Origin of the sequence: Marinilactibacillus sp. GCM10026970 (assembly GCF_042660675.1) — a bacterium.
Classification (GTDB): domain Bacteria; phylum Bacillota; class Bacilli; order Lactobacillales; family Carnobacteriaceae_A; genus Marinilactibacillus.
On record NZ_JBHSUL010000027.1, the window covers coordinates 91,504 to 109,628 of the forward strand.

Consider the following 18,125-nt stretch of genomic DNA (forward strand, 5'->3'; position numbering starts at 1 on the left):
ATCAAGGCGTATAGCGATTAGCTTCTAGTTTCTCAACGTTGACGACGGTTGCATAGTGAAATAAAAAAATCGCCTCTAGTGCGACTAACGTTCACTTCTATTCCTGTAAATTGTCATACGCTTAAAAACATAAAATTCATTGATTGATTTTTTCTATAACAGATTTATCACCATTTTTTACTATCAAGTCTATTTATAAATACTATTTTTTAATTCTGTATTATAGTTAAAATTCGCTGTGATACACTTAATTTAAAGGGATTTATTACGATATTGAGTACATATATAAAGAGAATTATAACTAGTCCTATAACCATCATTTTGTACGTTATCATTTTTCTAAATACTAAATTAAAGGAGATGAACTATGCCCATAGAATCAAAAAATAGAATTTGGTTATTCATTATCGTTGGTTGGATCGCATTCTACTATAGTTGGCTTGTAGTATGGCCAACTGATGCAATGATTCGAACAACTGGCGGTAACATCATTTCCTTATTCGGCACCTTTCTACCCGTTATTTGGATAGCTGACTCCTTTAAATATGCACAGACAGAGCGAAACAAACGGTATTGGCAATTATTATTGCTTGCTTCCATAAGTTACTTACTTGCAGAGTTTAGCTGGACTTTTGCAAATTCATTTCTGCCAGGAGAATCAAACTCCCCAGGTATTTATGATATTTTCTATATTGGCTCAGGTATCTGCTACTTTCTTGCTTTCGCTTGGAGGATCTTCACCTACGCCAAAAAGTCCTTCATTTTAAAATTTATGTTCGATATATTAGTGATCTTATCTGTATCACTTACTTTCAGTTGGTATTATCTTTTAGGACCAATAGTCACTCAAACATCTGATTCCTTACTCGCTTCTGTTTTAGTCGCTTTATTTTATCTTGTAGGAGATATTGTATTGATCCTTTGTGTCTCGATTTTCTATTTTGGTGGCGAATACTTTTATCAAAAAAAAGCTGTCTATTACATCATATCAGCCATTTGTATACAGGTATTTTCAATTGGTTTGTACTTCTTTGAAATTACACAAGCTTCTTACTTTTCTGGAAGCTGGTTTGATCCGCTCTTTATCCTACCTGTTTTGTTGATTGGCTATACGGCATTACTGGAAAAAGAATGTGATATGCAAGAAGTAACTGAACTATCAGATACCGACGTTATTTCTACTTCGATCGCACGACTCGTTTTACCTTATGCATTAGTCGTCATTCTATTTGTATTTATGATCAATCACTCTAGCGGGCTTGATGTGATTAGTATCGGTTCAGGAATTTCTATCATTCTTGTTATTCTTAGGCAATTTATCGTACTATTTGAAAATCAAAATCTTGTTAAACAATATTACGATAAAGCGGAAGAGCTCGAACTCAGTGAAGAACGTTATCGGTCATTATTTGAGTATCACCCTGATTCCGTCTTTTCTCTGGATTTGAAAGGTAAAATCCAAAGTATGAACCCTGTTGGATTGTCTCTATTAGGAACAGATCAAAACAGCTTAATTGGTTCTCCAATCACTGATTATATCGATAAACAGCAGTTAAAAACCGCTAAAGAGAACATGGCTAAAATCACCGAAGGTTGGATTAACAGCCATGAGTTCACATTTAAGACATATCACGGAAAAAATCTATGGATCCATATGACCCATATTCCTATCTTAGTTAAAAGTAAACTAGTAGGGAGTTTTGGCATTGGTAGAGATATCACTGAGCATAAATTGGATCAAGAACGCATTCACTTTTATGCGTATCATGATCATTTGACTGGCCTGGCTAACCGAAGATCTTTTGAAAATAACTTACAAGAAACAATTATGCATTCAGAGGTGGACGGAACATCGTTTGCTATTTTGTTTCTTGACCTAGATAAATTCAAAGAAATCAACGACCTCTATGGACACGCTGTTGGGGATGAAATTTTAGTTTCTATCGCTATTAGAATCAGAGAGTTTATAGAAGAGGATGACTTTGCGGCTAGACTTGGTGGAGACGAATTCACAATTCTTATAAAGAATATCTCAGCCTATCTCGTGTCTGCTAAGATTCAATCTTTGCGAGAATTGCTAAGTGAGCCTCATATTATTGATAAATATACCTTGATATGTACGGCTAGTATAGGATTTGCTTACTATCCAATTGATGGGACTACCGCTACTGAATTACTCAGCAGAGCTGATAATGCTATGTATAGAGTGAAAAGAAATGCACAACAATATAAATAAAGTCTTAATAGACCAGTAAGTATCAATCATCTAATTGATTGCTTACTGGTCTATTTTTAGTTATTGGATCTCCTTAACCATTCTCTAGCAAATATTTTTACAGTCGGATACCGATCCTGTCTATCTTTGCTTACAGCTTTCAGTACCAATGGATACAGTTCATCAGACAGTTTCCAGTCTTTTTTATCTATTGGAATGAATTGGCTTTTAAAATGGATCTCCTTCAATATTTCCTGTGAATAATGCCCAAAGAGATTGAAAAAAAGTGAGCCGATTGTGAATACAGTCGTCTTAGAATCAATGACTGCGTTCAATTGGTACTCTTCCGGTGCTTTCATCCGTCTCGTTCCCCAATAATCTTCCCCTACTTGGTTCAGGCTTGGACTCTTTTCAAATAAATCAATATCACATATTGTGAGTCGATCACTCATTAACAATTACCTTAAATTGATTCGAAAATAAAGATCTTGTAGCATGTCTCCTTATTCCATGGTATTCTACTATAAGCCAATAGAATAGACAGTTCGTAACCATCCTGTCGGAAAACAAAACTAGGGAAGCAATAGCATTTGACTATTGCTTATTTTAACGTCCTAGCATACGCATGCACTGGACGTTTTTTTGTTGTTTAGGATTATCTTTTTATGGATCCTACTCAACGCAAATTTATTGGAGGTGATCAATATGAAAGAGACTACTCAACAGTCATTTAATACCCGTAAACTGACCATTTCAGCACTTGTAATTGCATTATACATCGTCGCTATGGCTTCTACTGCATCGATTTCTTTCGGCGCTTATCAGATTCGAATCGCGACCAGTCTTTACGCTCTTTCTTATTTATTCCCTTTTCTTGTTCTTCCACTTGGTTTGGCTAACGCACTTTCGAACTTTTTACTTGGCGGATTAGGACCTATTGATGTTATTGGAGGATTGGTTATCGGAATACTTGTTTCCGGTTCTATCGTTCTTATCAAACGTTTTGCATTACCTCGTTGGTCTATCGCTTTACCGATTATCTTTTTAATTGGTTTAGGTATTCCAAGTTACTTGAACTTTTTACTCGGTGTTCCTTATTGGGCGCTAGTAGTTAATCTAGTCATTGGACAAATTATTCCAGGGATTCTTGGTGTGCTGTTGGTTCAAGCACTAGAAAAACCCTTGAAAGCTAGAAAGGTGATTTTATGACAGGACGTAATGAAGAAGACTTAGTTGGTATCTCTCACTTAGGAAATCAAGAAGTGAAGTACAGTATGGATTATGCACCAGAAGTACTCGAAAGCTTTGACAACAAACATCCTAATAACGACTACTTTGTAAAATTCAATTGCCCGGAGTTCACAAGTCTTTGTCCAATCACAGGACAACCGGACTTTGCGACAATCTATATTTCTTATGTACCCGGTGAAAAAATGGTTGAAAGCAAGTCTTTGAAACTGTATCTTTTTAGTTTCAGGAATCATGGAGATTTCCATGAAGACTGCATGAACATCATCATGAAAGACCTAATCAAATTAATGGATCCCAAATACATTGAAGTCTGGGGTAAATTCACTCCTCGCGGCGGTATTTCAATTGATCCTTACTGTAACTACGGTAAACCTGGTACACGCTGGGAAGACGTAGCCTGGAATAGATTAGCGAATCATGATCTGTATCCAGAGACAATTGATAATCGTTAGGGCTATATAATCGCAAAAACCTCTACTATACTAGTAAGTCATTTGATTCCAAATGTCTCTAGAAAAAGTTGAGGTTTTTTTATATGCGTTTTTATCTATAGTCCCAACCAACAATCTTTTTGAAATTGGATCAAAAATGGTTTCGCCAATCATTTTATAGTCGTATCCAACCTCGCATTCTAGCAATAGCGATTCAGATACAATCTTTGCTAAAGTATTTTCTTCAAAATTCAAATGAGATACATGTCCTGTTTTGCATAACTCAATATCAAAAAACCCAGATATCCCAATAACGGATTGTTGATGACAATCTACTTCTAAAGAAAGATATTGATGTCCTATCATTAAGGATACTGTTCCTCAATTAGTTTGAATCATGAAAGACCTTTCTTCTTTTAAATATTCTGTTACACATTTCACTTGACCTAATTCTGCTTTAAATTTTATATTCATCATAAGGATTCTCCTATTACCGTTCCCACTTATCTAGGTCATCTTTTTGTTTCTTATCCAATAGTTCAAGCAGCGAATAAAATAAATTAGAAGCTCTCTATGGAAAGGAAGATTAATATGAATGTACTCACTTACCTAGTTTGGTTTATTTTGATAGTGATTCTTTATCTTACAGTGCACGAAACAGGTCATTATCTCTGCGGTTGAATCTTGGCCGGCATTCCAAAAGATTCTATAAAAATCGTGTTGAATCGTAATCCGGCTCATGTGGCGCTAAAAAATAACGATGGAATATGGATTGAACCTGGAGAACAAATGGACAACTATATATCAGTCTACCAACAACTCGCAAAAAAGAATAAAGACTTTTCTTTCTGGTTTGTACTCGCTGGTTTAATTTTTCAAACCTTTATGTTTATTATACTCACGACTGCACTAGCCTTTTTCTTGTCTCGGTCTCTAGCTATTTATATGATGATACTTTCTGCAATACTCACTTTTGGATATATTCTATTTGATTTTATCATGTTTAAGACACGATCGGTTCCTTATGGAGATGCGTGTGTAGCTTTATTAATGAATAAGTCTGAGACATTTTTTGTTTTACTAACTATCGTTATCACTTATCTTCTGTTTTTCACCTTCATCTAGTTTATCTCTTAAAGGAATGATAAAAATGACCGAACTAAGTATTAAACAGCTATCTGCAGAAGAAGTTTATCCTATCAGACACAAAATACTAAGACCCCACCAGACTTTTGAGGAGTGTCAATACGACACAGATTTATTGCCTTCAACTTTTCATGTGGGTGGTTTCATTGAACACACATTAGTTTCAGTAGCTTCTTTTTCGGTAGATGTTTGTCCTGAGTTACCTAGTGAAAAACAATATCGATTGAGAGCAATGGCTACATTACCGGAATTTAGAAGACAAAACATTGGAAAATCCGTTATATTATCTGCATAAGAAGTCTTAAAAGAAAAGACTATTGATTTTCTGTGGTGTAAAGGACGCTTAGAAGTTAAGAATTATTATAAAAAAATCGGTTTTGAGCAACAAGGAGATCCGTTTGCCTATCCTGGTCTAGGTCCTCACATCTTAATGATTAAAAAAATCGACTAGTCTTTATGGCAGAATATGTATATAGATACGTGTATAAAAAAAGCGCTAGTGAGTTTTATTCACTAACGCTCATTTGTATTTGTTACTATTTGTACTTCAATACTTCTGGATAAAAATTTGTCACTTCTTTATCACTGTCTGCTTTGTCAAGAAAGGCTTCTTTTCCAGAACCTTTATCTGATCTGATTGTTAAAACCCCTTCTTCATAAAGTTGTTCCACTTTTTCAATAATTTCACCGTCAGGAAAAGCTGTCTTTAAGTCACCTATTTTACCATTGATGCCCTCGTCGCTTTTGTAGATCTCAATGATTCGATCTCTTAAAATATCTTTTGACAAAATGATTCCCCCTGTCTGTATATGTGAACTACTCCAACCAATTTAAGTATATCAACCGCTTTTAGGTAATTCAAAATATACGATTGAACATATCCTTTATAAGATAGTATTCACTAAGTTTATTAATTCTCCAAATCGTCAACTTCTCTTTCGAAATATCTCATCGCTTCCTAAAAAACTACTTCAGCATCAATACTCATTTGAATCATCGTGGACGAGATGTTTCTATATCATTGAAACTAACATGAAAATAGTTTCGTTTGTATACAGGCTGTCAAGGGATTATACTAGCTATAATTAAATCTTTTTTGACTGAAGATAGCATTTTTAGTGGTCGATCCTTATCCTATTAACAAGAGAAATACTTTAATATGTATAAATTCTCATGCCTTTCTATCTATTCCTGACGAGAAATATTATTTCCACGTTTGTGTAAACTTACAATTACATCCTACTAGAGGAGGTGATCGTCACGCTATTTCCATTTGCTTATTAAAGTGATTTCATCTCACAAAAACTGATAGAAACACCGTTCAATTAAGTATGTTGACTAGATTACTCTTCTTTAAAACAAACTAGAAATGAAAAGGATTAAATTATTTAGATGAATCTAATTCGGAAGGGAAGTTTTTAAGATGGAAGTAAAATTAAGTCCTTATTTATTACTAAATGGTAACACAAAAGAAGCAATATCCTTTTATACAGATGCTTTTGGTGGATCTGTTGAAAGCATGGAGCTTGTAAAAGACTGGCCTCATGAATTTGAGAATGGGATTCCGGAGGGGTACGAAGAAAATGTCATGCATTCACTTATTAATATTGGAGGTTCTTGGTTAATGCTTGCAGACACTCTACCTGACCAAAACTTCCATCCAGGTTCAGCCATTAGTATTATGATCGATTTAAAAGAAATAGCTGATGCAGAAAAACTATATGATAAATTATCTATGGGAGCAGAAATTGATTATCCTTTAGGTAAGACCAGCTATAGCCCTGCCTATGCTCAACTTACTGACAAATTTGGTATCAATTGGCAAATCATAACAGAATTTAAAGATAAGCATACAATGGATCATTAGACATTAGAAAAGATCTGCGTTAAAAGTAAGAATTTTATGAGTTAACGTTACCCTATAATCTGTCGACAAAGAAGAAATATTCTGTTCTTGTTCAAATAAGGCTACCCTTTATTCCAAGTTAGTCATTAAGTTTTAGTTGAAGTACTAAAAAGAGCTACTCAAGATTGCTTACCTTGAATAGCTCTTTCTTATGTTATTCGTTTTCAGATGGTTACCTCAACTGATGCCAGCCTGGTGTTAGGCCATCATAGTTAAAGTGTTTGTCTATTTTTTTGAATACTGTATGCGCTGCTTCTGGTCCTTGATTATAATAAGTATTTTGATCAAATATGCCTTCATTATCTGGTTTATCGAACTCAAAAATACTCATAATCGGTTTATTGTATTCTCTAACCATCTTGACTTCATTCTCTATATGCTCGATTTCTCTATCACGATAATAATTCATGACGGCTACTTCATCCAATTGAATACCCTAGCTTAGGCACTCATATCATTATGAGTAAGAAACTAAGCTTACTATCTCCTCAAAACCATTGAGCTCCTCACTTTTTTCATGCTAATCTAGCATTATAAGTAATTCAACTCTATTATACTCTTTTCAGAAAGGATCAAATATATGATTGGTGCTTTTTTCAAAATCATTATGCTTGCAATTGCATTCTCTACAAATCTTCTCTCAAATGTTATACATTCAATCGCCAAAGAATTTGGACCCGCTAAAAAATAATATACATAAGTAATAAAAAAAAGCTGATTCCAGTACATAACTGAAGTCAGCTTTTTTGTATATTCTAAATTCTATTTAATGCCTACTACGATTACAACTTTTTTCTATCCATCACTTTAACAGCTACCAACAATGATATCGTGGCTAGTACCAAACTGATGACGCTTGCCCAATTTACTTGATTGAACTCAGTGGTTCCTTGGATGATTGCTACATTCTCTACGATTAATGTCAGCGGATTATAAGGCCGTGCACTTTCAAAAATATTGATTAGGTACATCAATGCCGTAATCGATAAGGTAAAGAGTAAGGAAATAAAGCTACTTTGAAAAAGGGTTGAACCTAAGATAACCACTGCTGAGAAAAATAATAGAAAGATTAAAAAAGGAATCAATCCTAATACGGTATGCTGACTAATACTATCCGTGAAATACACACTTGTGTAAGCTGCTGTTACAAGAAAACTTAGGACAATTGATCCTATTGCTAATATGCTTATCATCAAAAATTTACTGGTTATAACCGCTGAACGATTTAGTCCCTTCGTGACTAAATTGACCAAACTACCTCTTTTCACTTCTCCATTCACACTATTACTAAAGAATATCGCCAATAAATAAATACCGATCTGCGTTAAGTTTTTATAAAATTGTACCCATGAGTCCAGTGATGTTGGTTCCGGTAATGAAATTTGAAGGCTCTCTCCTAGTGAACTTTTGAGGATTTCTGGTGTTAATATGGCAATCAAGGGACTCAGTACACCAAAAAATACAAACACTGTTAAAATTAGGAGTAGTTTCTTGGTTCTCCACGCTTCTAACCATTCTTTTTTTGTAAATATGACTATATCTCTCATTTAGTCACCTCCAAAAAGATTCTTTCTAGGGAAGGTTCTACTTTACGAAACAAATTGGGAACAAACCCCGATTCCTTACACTGACCAAAAATCAGACTCGCTAACTCTGTATAGTTACCTGTAAACGAAAGAATGTAGGCATCATTTTCTTTAAGGTATGACTGAATTTTTTGCTCTTCCATCAACTGATCTAAAATCGTTACCAGAAAAGTCTCTGATTCTTGATCAACTTGTATCTCTATTTGAGGACTTGTATATTGACTCTTCAATTCTTTAATCGCACCGTCCGCAACGATTTTACTTTGATGTAAAATACAGACTTGATCACAAATACGTTCTACATCATCTAAAATATGCGTTGAAAATAAAATTGTAATGTCACCTTTTAAAGATGCTATTAAATCCAAAAATTCTCGTCTTCCACTTGGATCTAAAGCTGAAGTTGGTTCGTCACATATCAGTAATTTTGGTTCATTCAAAAGCGCCTGTGCGACACCTAAGCGTTGTTTCATTCCCCTAGAATATGTTCGAATTTGCTTTTTATTTTCTTTAAGGCCAACTTTTTGAATCATTTCCTGTATCTTATCTGATAATATCTTTTTAGGTATACCTGTAATCTCACCACAAAGCTTCAAGTATTCTCTCGCTGTCATAAAGCCATAGAAATCTGGAACATCTGGGAGGTAACCGGTGTAGCGGTTTGTTTTCGTATTTCCAAATGTCACTCTTTCTCCATTTATTGTGATTTCTCCTTCAGTTAATTCCTCTAAGCCGAGGATCAATTTCATGGTCGTCGTTTTACCAGCACCATTCATTCCAATAAATCCATAGACACTGCCTTTAGGTATAGACAAATCAATGCGATTGAGTATTTGTTGATCACCAAAAGACTTTGTGACTTTTTCTAGTTTTAGGATAGCCATTACTGATCTTCCTTTCCAAAAGCAAAATAAGCAATCGGTCCGACTACCTGAATGGCTACTACGACAATGATCCAAAAGACTTTATTCCCAAAACGAAACTGTTCTTGTTTCAAAACTTGGATTAATGCAGTAACCATCAAAATAAGCTGCAGTAATATAATGGGAGCTAGTAGCATCCAGTAATCCAGTAGCCATGTTGGCACTTCTGTATTCATATCATTTACTCCTTTTAATAGTCGTTTTAATCTTACTTACAATGTCTATCATCTCTTCCGATTCTTTATAAAGATCAAATGCTGGATGAGTCAAGATGAGACTCCCTATATATTCAATAACCTGATAGGAGCTTTTTGGGGTATGATCACCTAGAGGTAAGTGATCTAACCAGTCTTGAATCAAATTGAAATAGCCATCACTATTGAATGCAAGTATGCATTGATTCTTTTCTAAAACCTCTATTACGTTTTGTAAACAGTAGTAAACTTTTTTCTCTGACTGATATTGTGCATATACGACTGCCGCTGATAAATACGCATTTAAAGCTAAAGAAGGATTAACGTATTCAATATTGAATGTTTCAATTAGTATTCGTTGTCTATGGAAGGTTTCTTCAAACTTGTCAAAGTCCGCTGAAACTAACTGGGTATAATTGGTTAAAGCACTCATCAATACCGAAGTATTTTGATAAATACCGCTTTGAGCCGTAGCGGCTGCACGTTCATGCTGTCCTTTTTGTTGATAAGCGCTAGCAATTAAATCATCTGTAGGTATGTAATTTTCAACGTAACTTCCTAAAGTTTCCAAAACGTCATCTGGTCTGTTCAATAATAATAGACAGAAGCCTTCTAATTTGGTTGCTTCGCCGACCAATTTTGTATCAGAACTACTCGTTCTAATATGTATAAACAAGTTCAGCGCTTCTCCAACGTAGTGATCCTTTTGTTCACTAGGATCTTCTCCGGGCAATCTATCAAAATGATTTAAAATCAATAAACCTATTTGCAAAATAAAAGGATAGCACGAATAATATCTTCGAGTCAGACTTTTAATCGACTTCCAAACTTCCTTAGGTTCTTGGGTTTCAAAAGATTTCTGTAACGAAAGATAAATTTGCTGAATCTCTTCTTTGTTTAGTTCTGGTTCATAGTTTAATAATGAATCAATACTGATATCGAAGTAAGCTGCTAATAAAGGTAACAATGTAATATCTGGATAGGCATACTCGTTTTCCCACTTCGACACAGATGTCTTGGACACACCCATAAAATCCGCTAATTGCTGTTGAGTAATGTGTTTCTTTTTACGCTCATTCAAAATCACTGTTCCTAAACTTACTTTCATCTCAATCACCTCTACATAAGTGTACGATTGTTTTTGTAGGAACTCAATAGAGTAGTTGTTAACTTTGAAGTGTTAAAGTTAACTAAAAGGAAACAAAAAAAGAACTACTCAAAACAATGGACGAGTGTCTTGAGTAGTCTTTAGATTATTTTGAATCATCTCAACTGATGCCAGCCTGGTGTTAGGCCATCATAGTTAAAGTGTTTGTCTATTTTTTTGAATACTGTATGCGCTGCTTCTGGTCCCTGATTGTAATAAGTATTTTGATCAAATATGCCTTCATTATCTGGTTTATCGAACTCAAAAATACTCATAATCGGTTTATTGTATTCTCTAGCCATCTTGACTTCATTCTCTATATGCTCGATTTCTCTATTACGATAATAATTCATGACGGCTACTTCATCCAAGCCGTCTTTGATCAGCCGTCTCAACTCAGCTGAATGATTTTCATCGTACCAATACGTAACACACACCACTACCCTTAAACCCTTACTTGAAGCATAATCATAAGCTTGTATCATTTTATCTACAAACTCTTTCATGATTTCTTGTTCATTATTTTCAAAGCGTTCATCTTGCGCAGGTTCTACATCAAATACAATACCTTCAATGACGTTGTCAGAATCTTGTGCACCATTGAATTCCACTACTTGATCAACAAAGTCCGTCATTTCTTCAAAACCATCTTCTGTCGTTCCCCAATGATGTCCACCGTCCATCGCATAAACCGATATTTCATTCTCTCGCATCGCTTGAATATGGCTAGCAAGTTTACCGTCAATATACTCATGAGGGTAAACATATTGGAAAATACGATTGATAGACAAAGGTTTCTGATACTTATCCATCAGCTTCTGCGTATCCTGTCCAATCGACCACGAGAGGACGGTACTTGACTTATCCTTTTGAAACATAAAACCAGCAGTAGAAAGCAGTAAAGCAGAACAAAACAGCATACTTATCACCACTTTCCTTTTGGATTTTCTCCTAGTTTTCTTCAAGTACTTCCCTCTCTATCGAACTCCAGCTATGAAGTTTGCTTACATAGGTCAACGTCGCATAAATTCTAATGAAAAATAGTACAGGTCTAAAAACAAGTGATTCAGCAAAAGCCATTAACACAGTCCAAGCTACATCTTCTGCGTACATTTTATCGACTCTTTGCAAAGACTTGCTCATATATAAAACGATGGTCTGTAAAATACAGAATCCCAGATATAAAAATGCAATCATAATCGCAAAAGGTACATTCAACTTATCTAAATACAAGGCTACTCCAATCACGATAATTCCTAGTAATTCCGCGAAAGGTGCAATCAATTCATATAAAAAATAATAGGTGTAAGAGATCATACTGATTGCTTTGAATTTTGGATTCATAAACAAGACACGATGATTCCACATACATTGAATCAGCCCACGATGCCATCTTGCACGCTGTTTGCCCAAGTCTTCCACAGTGAATGGTGCTTGCGTCCAACAAATTGCATCAGATGTGTATTTGATAGCATAAGGAATATTGTTTTCACGGTGATGAACGTGGAGTCTCAAAACCAGATCCATATCTTCTCCTACACTGTTTGGATCATATCCACCAACTGTAATCACCGCTTCTTTTTTGAACAAACCGAATCCACCAGAGATATTCAAGTTCCCATTGAATTTATCATGAAAAATACGGGAAGTGATAAATGAACGGATATATTCAAGTGTTTGAATACTGACGATGGGATTCTTGCTCATTTTAGTTTCGACTGGCATACCTTTTTCGAAGGTCACACCATTGGCGATACAAATTTGTCCACCGATCGCGATGACTTTATCGTCTTCTAAGAATAGTCTCGCCGCATATTTCAAAGCATCTGCTTGTAAAATCTCATCAGCGTCCATACTTACAAAGTATGGAAATCTTGAAACATTGATCCCAGCATTCACAGCATCTGCTTTGTTTCCACCATTTTTCTTTCTAACCAAGACGATAGGAATATGATTATGCTCACCGCTGTAAACCTCAAGTATTTCTTTTGAAGGCACTTGAAGCCTTACCGGCTTAAAGTCTCTTTTCAAATTATACTTATCGATCATAGATTGAGCTGTTTTGTCTGTTGAACCGTCATCGACCACAACGATCTCATATAGTTTATAATCCATTTCCAATAAATGATTCACGGTTGTCACAATCGTTGTCGCTTCATTATAAGCTGGTACAAGGATCGAAATCGGAAAGTAAAATTGATGATTCAATTCATTTTCAAGTCGCTGTTTTATTCTGTAATTGCGCAGACTACTCATAGAAATGATTCCACTAATTGTTAGATAACAACCATAAATAATGGTATACGTCGCAAAGAAAATTCCTGTTATAAGTAGAAATATATCCACATTATCCATTTTGAACCAGCCTTTCTCTTGTACTCGCCATTTGATACACTAATTGTTCTTTCGCGTAAGCATCTTGACCGTCTAATATGTCCATCACACATTCTTCTGACACACCAAGTTCTGCTATTGAACGAGCTGCATTTAGTCTTACATACCAATACTGCGAAGACAAAGCCACTTTTAAGGCCTGAAGTGTATCTTCACCAGGGTATTGACTCAAAACAGCCGCTGCCGTTGAGACGCATTCCCAATTCTCATCAAAGCTCTGTGTTAGATAAGATAAAATGGTTTTTTTGTAGGCTTGAACGGGATATTTCTCATAGTAACGTAGCAATGCACATAACACTTCTTTATCTTTTGTTCCTTGCTTGAGTAAGGCGATCAACTTGTCTGATAGTGGTGCGTCTGACAATCGGAAGAAGTCGACCATCGCAACCTGGTAGTTTGCATTGAACGCACTGAAGTTGTCGTAAAGTGATTCTGCTAGTCCTTCTTGGTTTCCTTTAAATTCAAGCAGACCATCTGTTACCAGTTTACGGTGATGCGTGTGAGCTGTTTTTGACAATCTTTTGAAAACTTCTACTACGGCATCTTCATTTCCAAAGGCATAGAGTGCTTTAAGTGCATTCTCACGACTGTTGATGGAAGGCTCTAATGCAAAAGACACCATCAGCTCTGTCAATTCATCGTATTCTTTTGGATCATTGATGCGAAGCTGTTCGCAGATATAAGCAAAGTAGGCTTTTTCAATCAACTTTTTCTTGCCATAAGCTTTTCCTAACTGAATCCAGTCTTTTTTGTTATTGCGAATCAATTGTCTGAATTGTTCTCTTTCTTCTAATAAAGGAGAATGATGATATGCTGCGCCTCCTGCGAAAAATGCAATCAGTTCTTCAATTGAGTATAAGCGCTTAAAAGTAGTTTCTTCTATTACTTCACTGCCACTTTGCTTATTTGTGAAACGGTCATCAAAATACGTTTTCCAGTTGTTTGTTAACTTTAATTGTTTTTTGCTTCTTCTTGACTCTCTTACTTTGTACAAGATAAGACTCCCCATAATCACGAGTGTCACTGCAATCAGTGCAAATAGAAAATACCAGATCATATAATCACTTCCTTTTTAAATTTAGTCGAGGTTGAGTAGATGAAATATTTTGTAGCTTTACTGTTTTTCACTTAAACTTTTTCTATAACTAGTTGTACGATTTTTTTATTCAGCTAAGAATATCATATTTGTTTTTAGGAATCTATTCTATTTCATCCGAATTCGAAGTATGATCTTTCAAATTCTCCATTTGTACATTATTTAGACATATATAACCTAAGATACAATCAAACAAGTTATATTATACTAAACGCTTCCATTTTAAAGTTCTTTTCGACCATAAAAAAGACGTAAGATCTGATAGTGAACAGATCTTACGTCTTAGACTAACGGTGAAAATTCTTGTTTCGATTCTGTTTTTAAACAGCACTTTCAAATTGCGAATAATACAAATCAGAATAAAGGCCTTCTTTTTCAAGTAAGTCGTCATGATTGCCTTGTTCGACAATCCGTCCATCTTTAACGACTAAAATTGTATCGGCATTACGAATCGTTGACAGTCGGTGGGCAATCACAAAAGAGGTTTTCCCATTCATCAGCTTTTGCATGGCTTCTTGGATTTTCATTTCTGTTTGTGTATCCACATTTGAAGTCGCTTCGTCCAGAATTAATAGATTCGCATCCAAGATCATGGCACGGGCAATGGTCAACAATTGTTTCTGACCTTGAGAGATATTCAAGCCTTCTTGGTCGATCACTGTCTGGTAGCCGTTCGGCAGATTCATAATATAGTCATGAATTTGTGCCGTTTTTGCGGCTTCTTCTACTTCTTCAGCCGTCACATTTTCTTTCCCGTAAGCGAGATTATCAAAGATCGTCCCACTGAACAGCCAAGTATCTTGTAAGACCATGGCATATGATGTTCGCAGACTCTCTCTTGTTGCTTTCGTTGTATCCACAGTGTCCAGTTCAATCGTTCCGGCACTCGGATCATAAAAGCGCATCAGCAAATTCACTAAAGTTGTTTTTCCAGCGCCTGTTGGTCCAACGACCGCAATCACATTGCCAATTGGTGCTTCAAAGTTCAAGTCATGAATCGTCATTTTCTCTGGTGTATAGCCAAAATCAACGTGATTCATCTGTACGTGTCCTTCCGCATCATCATAAACATGCGCATCCAACATATCTTTTACTTCAGAAGGTTCATCCATCAGTAAAAAGACGCGTTCCGCAGCGGCAAAAGCTGATTGCAGTTCACTGATGATATTCGCCAATTCATTGATCGGTCCTGAAAATCGTCTAGAATATAAAACGAATGAAGAAACGCCACCTAGGGTTAAATAATTGAATAAATAAAGCAGTGCCCCCACTACACTGACCAAAGACAAGGAAAGATTATTGATAAAGTTAATCGAAGGTCCAACCATACTGCCGTAGTAATCAGCATCATAATAAGCAGAGACCGCTTCTTCATTTTTCTCGTCAAAGCGCATGATCATATTTTCTTCCTGATTATAGGCTTTGATCGTTTGTTGACCAGAAATCATTTCTTCAACGTAGCCGTTCAGCTCTCCCAATTTAACAGAGCGTTTTTTGAATAACGGTCGAAAACGCGCCACCATAAACTTTGTCAGGAAAATGGAAATCGGTAAAGTGACTCCAAAGACCAAGGTTAGTATAGGTGAAATCAGGATCATCATCGTTAATGACCCAATAATCGTGATGGCACTCGTCACGATTTGAATAAAATCATTTTGTAAAGACTGGTTGATCGTATCGATATCATAGGTGATGCGACTAATAATGTCTCCAGTTTGATGCTGGTCAAAAAAGCCGACTGGTAACTCCGACATCTTATTGAATACATCTCGCCTGATTCGTCTGACCGTCCGTTGCGTTAAGCGAATCATCAAGCGTTGCATCATATACTCAAGCATCGAAGAGAGTACGAAAAAGATGGCCATTAAGCCTACAATATAAAACACTCTCTGAAATAGGACATTTCCCATTCCTGGTTGGATGGCATCAATCGCAAGCCCCGACAAATAAGGTCCAATCAGTGACAAGCCATTACTCGTGACCATTAAAATCGTTGCGGTTATAAGCATCCACTTGTAGTTGAATAAATAAGACCACAATCGTTTCAAGACATGGGCGCGGCTCGTTTTCAGCTTTTCCTTCTTTTTAGGAATCGGTCTTGGTTTCTTTCCGCCTTTACGCAATTTCTTCGCCTCCCGACTGGTTAAAGTAGATGTCTCTATACGGTTCGCAGGTCTCCATCAGTTCTTTATGCGTCCCTTTGCCAATGATTTGCCCTTTATCGATCATCAGAATCTGATCGGCTTGCTGAATGGAACTGATGCGCTGAGCGACCATAATGGTTGTCGTCTCTTGATAATGTTTATTCAAGGCTTTTCTTAACTTGGCATCCGTTTTGTAATCCAAGGCACTAGAAGAATCATCCAATACCAAGATCTCAGGATCTCCCGCCAAAGCACGCGACAACAAGACCCGCTGTTTTTGTCCCCCACTTAAATTCGTCCCTTTAGCCGTCAAACGATGATCCACGCCTTCGTCTAAGGACTCAATAAACTCTTCCGCTTGCGCCGCTTCCGTTGATTGTAAAATGTCTTCTTCTGGAAGTTGGCGACCAAAGTCAATATTTTCACTTAAGGTATCTGCGTATAAGAAATCTCTTTGGAAGGTAACGCCAAATTTTGTATGCAACTCTTCCAAATCCATACTGTTAATGTTTCGGCCATCGATTCGGATGCTGCCGGAATCGACATCATAGAGTCTCAATAATAATTTGACGATAGTCGTTTTCCCGCTACCTGTCGCGCCGATGATCCCAAGCGTTTCACCTCTGTTTAAAACAAAATCAATATCCTCTACCGTATTGTTTTTCTCATAACCAAAAGACACATGGTCAAAACGGACATGAGCCGAATCTTCTATTTCATCCAGCGGCTGGACTTCAAGCTCTGGTTCCGTTTGTAAAATCGTATGCACTCGGTCCGCAGACGCCAAGCCTTTAGAGAACAAGACGAAGATTCGGGTAATACTGAGCATCGCATTTAAGATAATCGTGAAATATGTCATAAAAGCAATAATCACGCCTGGTTGCGTTAAGCCTTCATTAACTCTGTAAGCACTCGTCAATAGAACAAGCGTTAATCCAATATTCAAAAAGAGATTCATTAATGGTGTTGTGGCAGCCATGGTTTTATTGGCACTGGTCTCTGCATCGACGACGCCTTGATTGACCCCTTCAAATCGTACTTTCTCGTATTCGGTTTTAGACAAGGCTTTGATCACTCGAGCCCCGGTAATATTTTCCCTAACGGTTCGGACCAACTTATCGACTTCTTGTTGGAGCTGATCAAACAAGGGGACACCCTTTTTCGAGATATAATAAATCGTCACCGTCGCAAAGGGTAATACGCCCATCATCACCAAGGTCAATACGGGATCCAAAGTGACGGTCATCAAAATTCCACCAATCAACAAGACCGGTGCCCGCACACCGATTCGCTGCATCAAGCCAATCGTCCGGTGAAGATTATACGTATCTGACGTCAGTCTTGAAATCAAAGACGGTGTTCCGTACTGGTCTGCCTGACTGGCAGAAAGATAGGTAATCTTCTCATACAGATCATGGCGAATCCGTTCAACAGCATCTCTGGCAACGCCTGATGCCATCTGATTCGCTTTGATACTCAGTACGATTGCTATAATCGAACAAAGCACCATCGCCCCTCCCCAAAGCAGTACCCGATTGATATTACCCGTTGGAATCACGACATCAATAATAAAAGCTAGAATCAATGGTAGAAACAAATCCATAATCGTGCCTATGAATTTCACCGTCAAACCGCTCGCTAATCTTCCCCGTAAAGGTTTCAAATATTCTATAAATAATTTCATGAACATAC

The 18,125-nt window shown here is 36.6% G+C and carries 19 protein-coding genes; 6 read left to right on the forward strand and 13 right to left on the reverse strand.

The genetic code is table 11. The features are described 5' to 3' along the window. Positions 1-367 precede the first annotated feature (367 nt). Complete coding sequence (locus tag ACFP65_RS07790) at positions 368-2,236, forward strand: diguanylate cyclase domain-containing protein (protein WP_379917418.1); 1,869 nt, start codon at positions 368-370, stop codon at positions 2,234-2,236. A 56-nt stretch (positions 2,237-2,292) separates the two neighbouring features. Here the strand turns inward: ACFP65_RS07790 and ACFP65_RS07795 are convergent, their stop codons facing one another. After that, positions 2,293-2,667, reverse strand: coding sequence for a hypothetical protein (locus ACFP65_RS07795; RefSeq protein ID WP_379917420.1), 375 nt, complete (start codon positions 2,665-2,667; stop codon positions 2,293-2,295). A 253-nt stretch (positions 2,668-2,920) separates the two neighbouring features. Between ACFP65_RS07795 and ACFP65_RS07800 the strand changes: the two genes are divergently transcribed. After that, positions 2,921-3,424 carry a QueT transporter family protein gene (locus ACFP65_RS07800; RefSeq protein WP_379917422.1) on the forward strand — a complete coding sequence of 168 codons (504 nt, stop codon included), beginning with the start codon at positions 2,921-2,923 and terminating at the stop codon, positions 3,422-3,424. Continuing rightward, a complete protein-coding gene (queF, locus tag ACFP65_RS07805; RefSeq protein ID WP_379917424.1) occupies positions 3,421-3,918 on the forward strand; it encodes a preQ(1) synthase in 498 nt (165 codons plus the stop codon). The genes ACFP65_RS07800 and queF overlap by 4 nt, the downstream gene beginning before the upstream one ends. Before the next feature lie 30 nt (positions 3,919-3,948). On the opposite strand, the gene ACFP65_RS07810 is transcribed toward queF, so the two are convergent. Further along, entirely contained in the window at positions 3,949-4,263 is a 315-nt protein-coding gene (locus ACFP65_RS07810; protein ID WP_379917426.1) for a hypothetical protein, read from the reverse strand. 318 nt (positions 4,264-4,581) lie between these two features. Between ACFP65_RS07810 and ACFP65_RS07815 the strand changes: the two genes are divergently transcribed. Beyond that, positions 4,582-5,022 (forward strand): hypothetical protein, encoded by a 441-nt coding sequence (locus ACFP65_RS07815; RefSeq protein WP_379917428.1) that lies wholly within the window; start codon positions 4,582-4,584, stop codon positions 5,020-5,022. Positions 5,023-5,047: 25 nt separating this feature from the next. After that, the gene (locus tag ACFP65_RS07820) at positions 5,048-5,338 is read left to right on the forward strand and encodes a hypothetical protein (RefSeq protein ID WP_379917429.1); all 291 of its coding nucleotides are present in this window, start codon (positions 5,048-5,050) and stop codon (positions 5,336-5,338) included. Between the two features lie 241 nt (positions 5,339-5,579). On the opposite strand, the gene ACFP65_RS07825 is transcribed toward ACFP65_RS07820, so the two are convergent. Continuing rightward, positions 5,580-5,831, reverse strand: coding sequence for a hypothetical protein (locus tag ACFP65_RS07825; RefSeq protein WP_379917431.1), 252 nt, complete (start codon positions 5,829-5,831; stop codon positions 5,580-5,582). A gap of 635 nt (positions 5,832-6,466) precedes the next feature. Here ACFP65_RS07825 and ACFP65_RS07830 point away from each other — a divergent pair. Further along, positions 6,467-6,910: a VOC family protein gene (locus tag ACFP65_RS07830; protein ID WP_379917433.1), complete on the forward strand. Its 444-nt coding sequence runs from the start codon at positions 6,467-6,469 to the stop codon at positions 6,908-6,910. A gap of 211 nt (positions 6,911-7,121) precedes the next feature. On the opposite strand, the gene ACFP65_RS07835 is transcribed toward ACFP65_RS07830, so the two are convergent. The 10 genes from ACFP65_RS07835 to ACFP65_RS07880 all read right to left on the reverse strand — a co-directional run bounded on the left by ACFP65_RS07835 (position 7,122) and on the right by ACFP65_RS07880 (position 18,117). Further along, positions 7,122-7,358, reverse strand: a complete 237-nt coding sequence (locus tag ACFP65_RS07835) for a hypothetical protein (RefSeq protein WP_379917435.1) — start codon at positions 7,356-7,358, stop codon at positions 7,122-7,124. A 373-nt stretch (positions 7,359-7,731) separates the two neighbouring features. After that, entirely contained in the window at positions 7,732-8,496 is a 765-nt protein-coding gene (locus ACFP65_RS07840) for an ABC transporter permease (RefSeq protein ID WP_379917437.1), read from the reverse strand. Further along, positions 8,493-9,419, reverse strand: a complete 927-nt coding sequence (locus tag ACFP65_RS07845) for an ABC transporter ATP-binding protein (protein ID WP_379917439.1) — start codon at positions 9,417-9,419, stop codon at positions 8,493-8,495. The genes ACFP65_RS07840 and ACFP65_RS07845 overlap by 4 nt, the downstream gene beginning before the upstream one ends. Continuing rightward, positions 9,419-9,634, reverse strand: coding sequence for a PLDc N-terminal domain-containing protein (locus tag ACFP65_RS07850; RefSeq protein ID WP_379917441.1), 216 nt, complete (start codon positions 9,632-9,634; stop codon positions 9,419-9,421). Before ACFP65_RS07850 ends, ACFP65_RS07845 begins: the two co-directional genes overlap by 1 nt. 1 nt (position 9,635) lies before the next feature. Further along, positions 9,636-10,760 carry a helix-turn-helix domain-containing protein gene (locus ACFP65_RS07855; protein WP_379917443.1) on the reverse strand — a complete coding sequence of 375 codons (1,125 nt, stop codon included), beginning with the start codon at positions 10,758-10,760 and terminating at the stop codon, positions 9,636-9,638. 155 nt (positions 10,761-10,915) lie between these two features. Next, positions 10,916-11,719: a hypothetical protein gene (locus ACFP65_RS07860; protein WP_379917445.1), complete on the reverse strand. Its 804-nt coding sequence runs from the start codon at positions 11,717-11,719 to the stop codon at positions 10,916-10,918. 31 nt (positions 11,720-11,750) lie between these two features. Next, the gene (locus tag ACFP65_RS07865; RefSeq protein WP_379917446.1) at positions 11,751-13,154 is read right to left on the reverse strand and encodes a glycosyltransferase family 2 protein; all 1,404 of its coding nucleotides are present in this window, start codon (positions 13,152-13,154) and stop codon (positions 11,751-11,753) included. Continuing rightward, positions 13,147-14,250, reverse strand: coding sequence for a HEAT repeat domain-containing protein (locus tag ACFP65_RS07870; RefSeq protein WP_379917448.1), 1,104 nt, complete (start codon positions 14,248-14,250; stop codon positions 13,147-13,149). Before ACFP65_RS07870 ends, ACFP65_RS07865 begins: the two co-directional genes overlap by 8 nt. Before the next feature lie 359 nt (positions 14,251-14,609). After that, positions 14,610-16,382 carry an ABC transporter ATP-binding protein gene (locus ACFP65_RS07875; protein WP_379917841.1) on the reverse strand — a complete coding sequence of 591 codons (1,773 nt, stop codon included), beginning with the start codon at positions 16,380-16,382 and terminating at the stop codon, positions 14,610-14,612. A gap of 22 nt (positions 16,383-16,404) precedes the next feature. After that, positions 16,405-18,117 (reverse strand): ABC transporter ATP-binding protein, encoded by a 1,713-nt coding sequence (locus ACFP65_RS07880; protein WP_379917450.1) that lies wholly within the window; start codon positions 18,115-18,117, stop codon positions 16,405-16,407. Between the last annotated feature and the right edge of the window lie 8 nt (positions 18,118-18,125).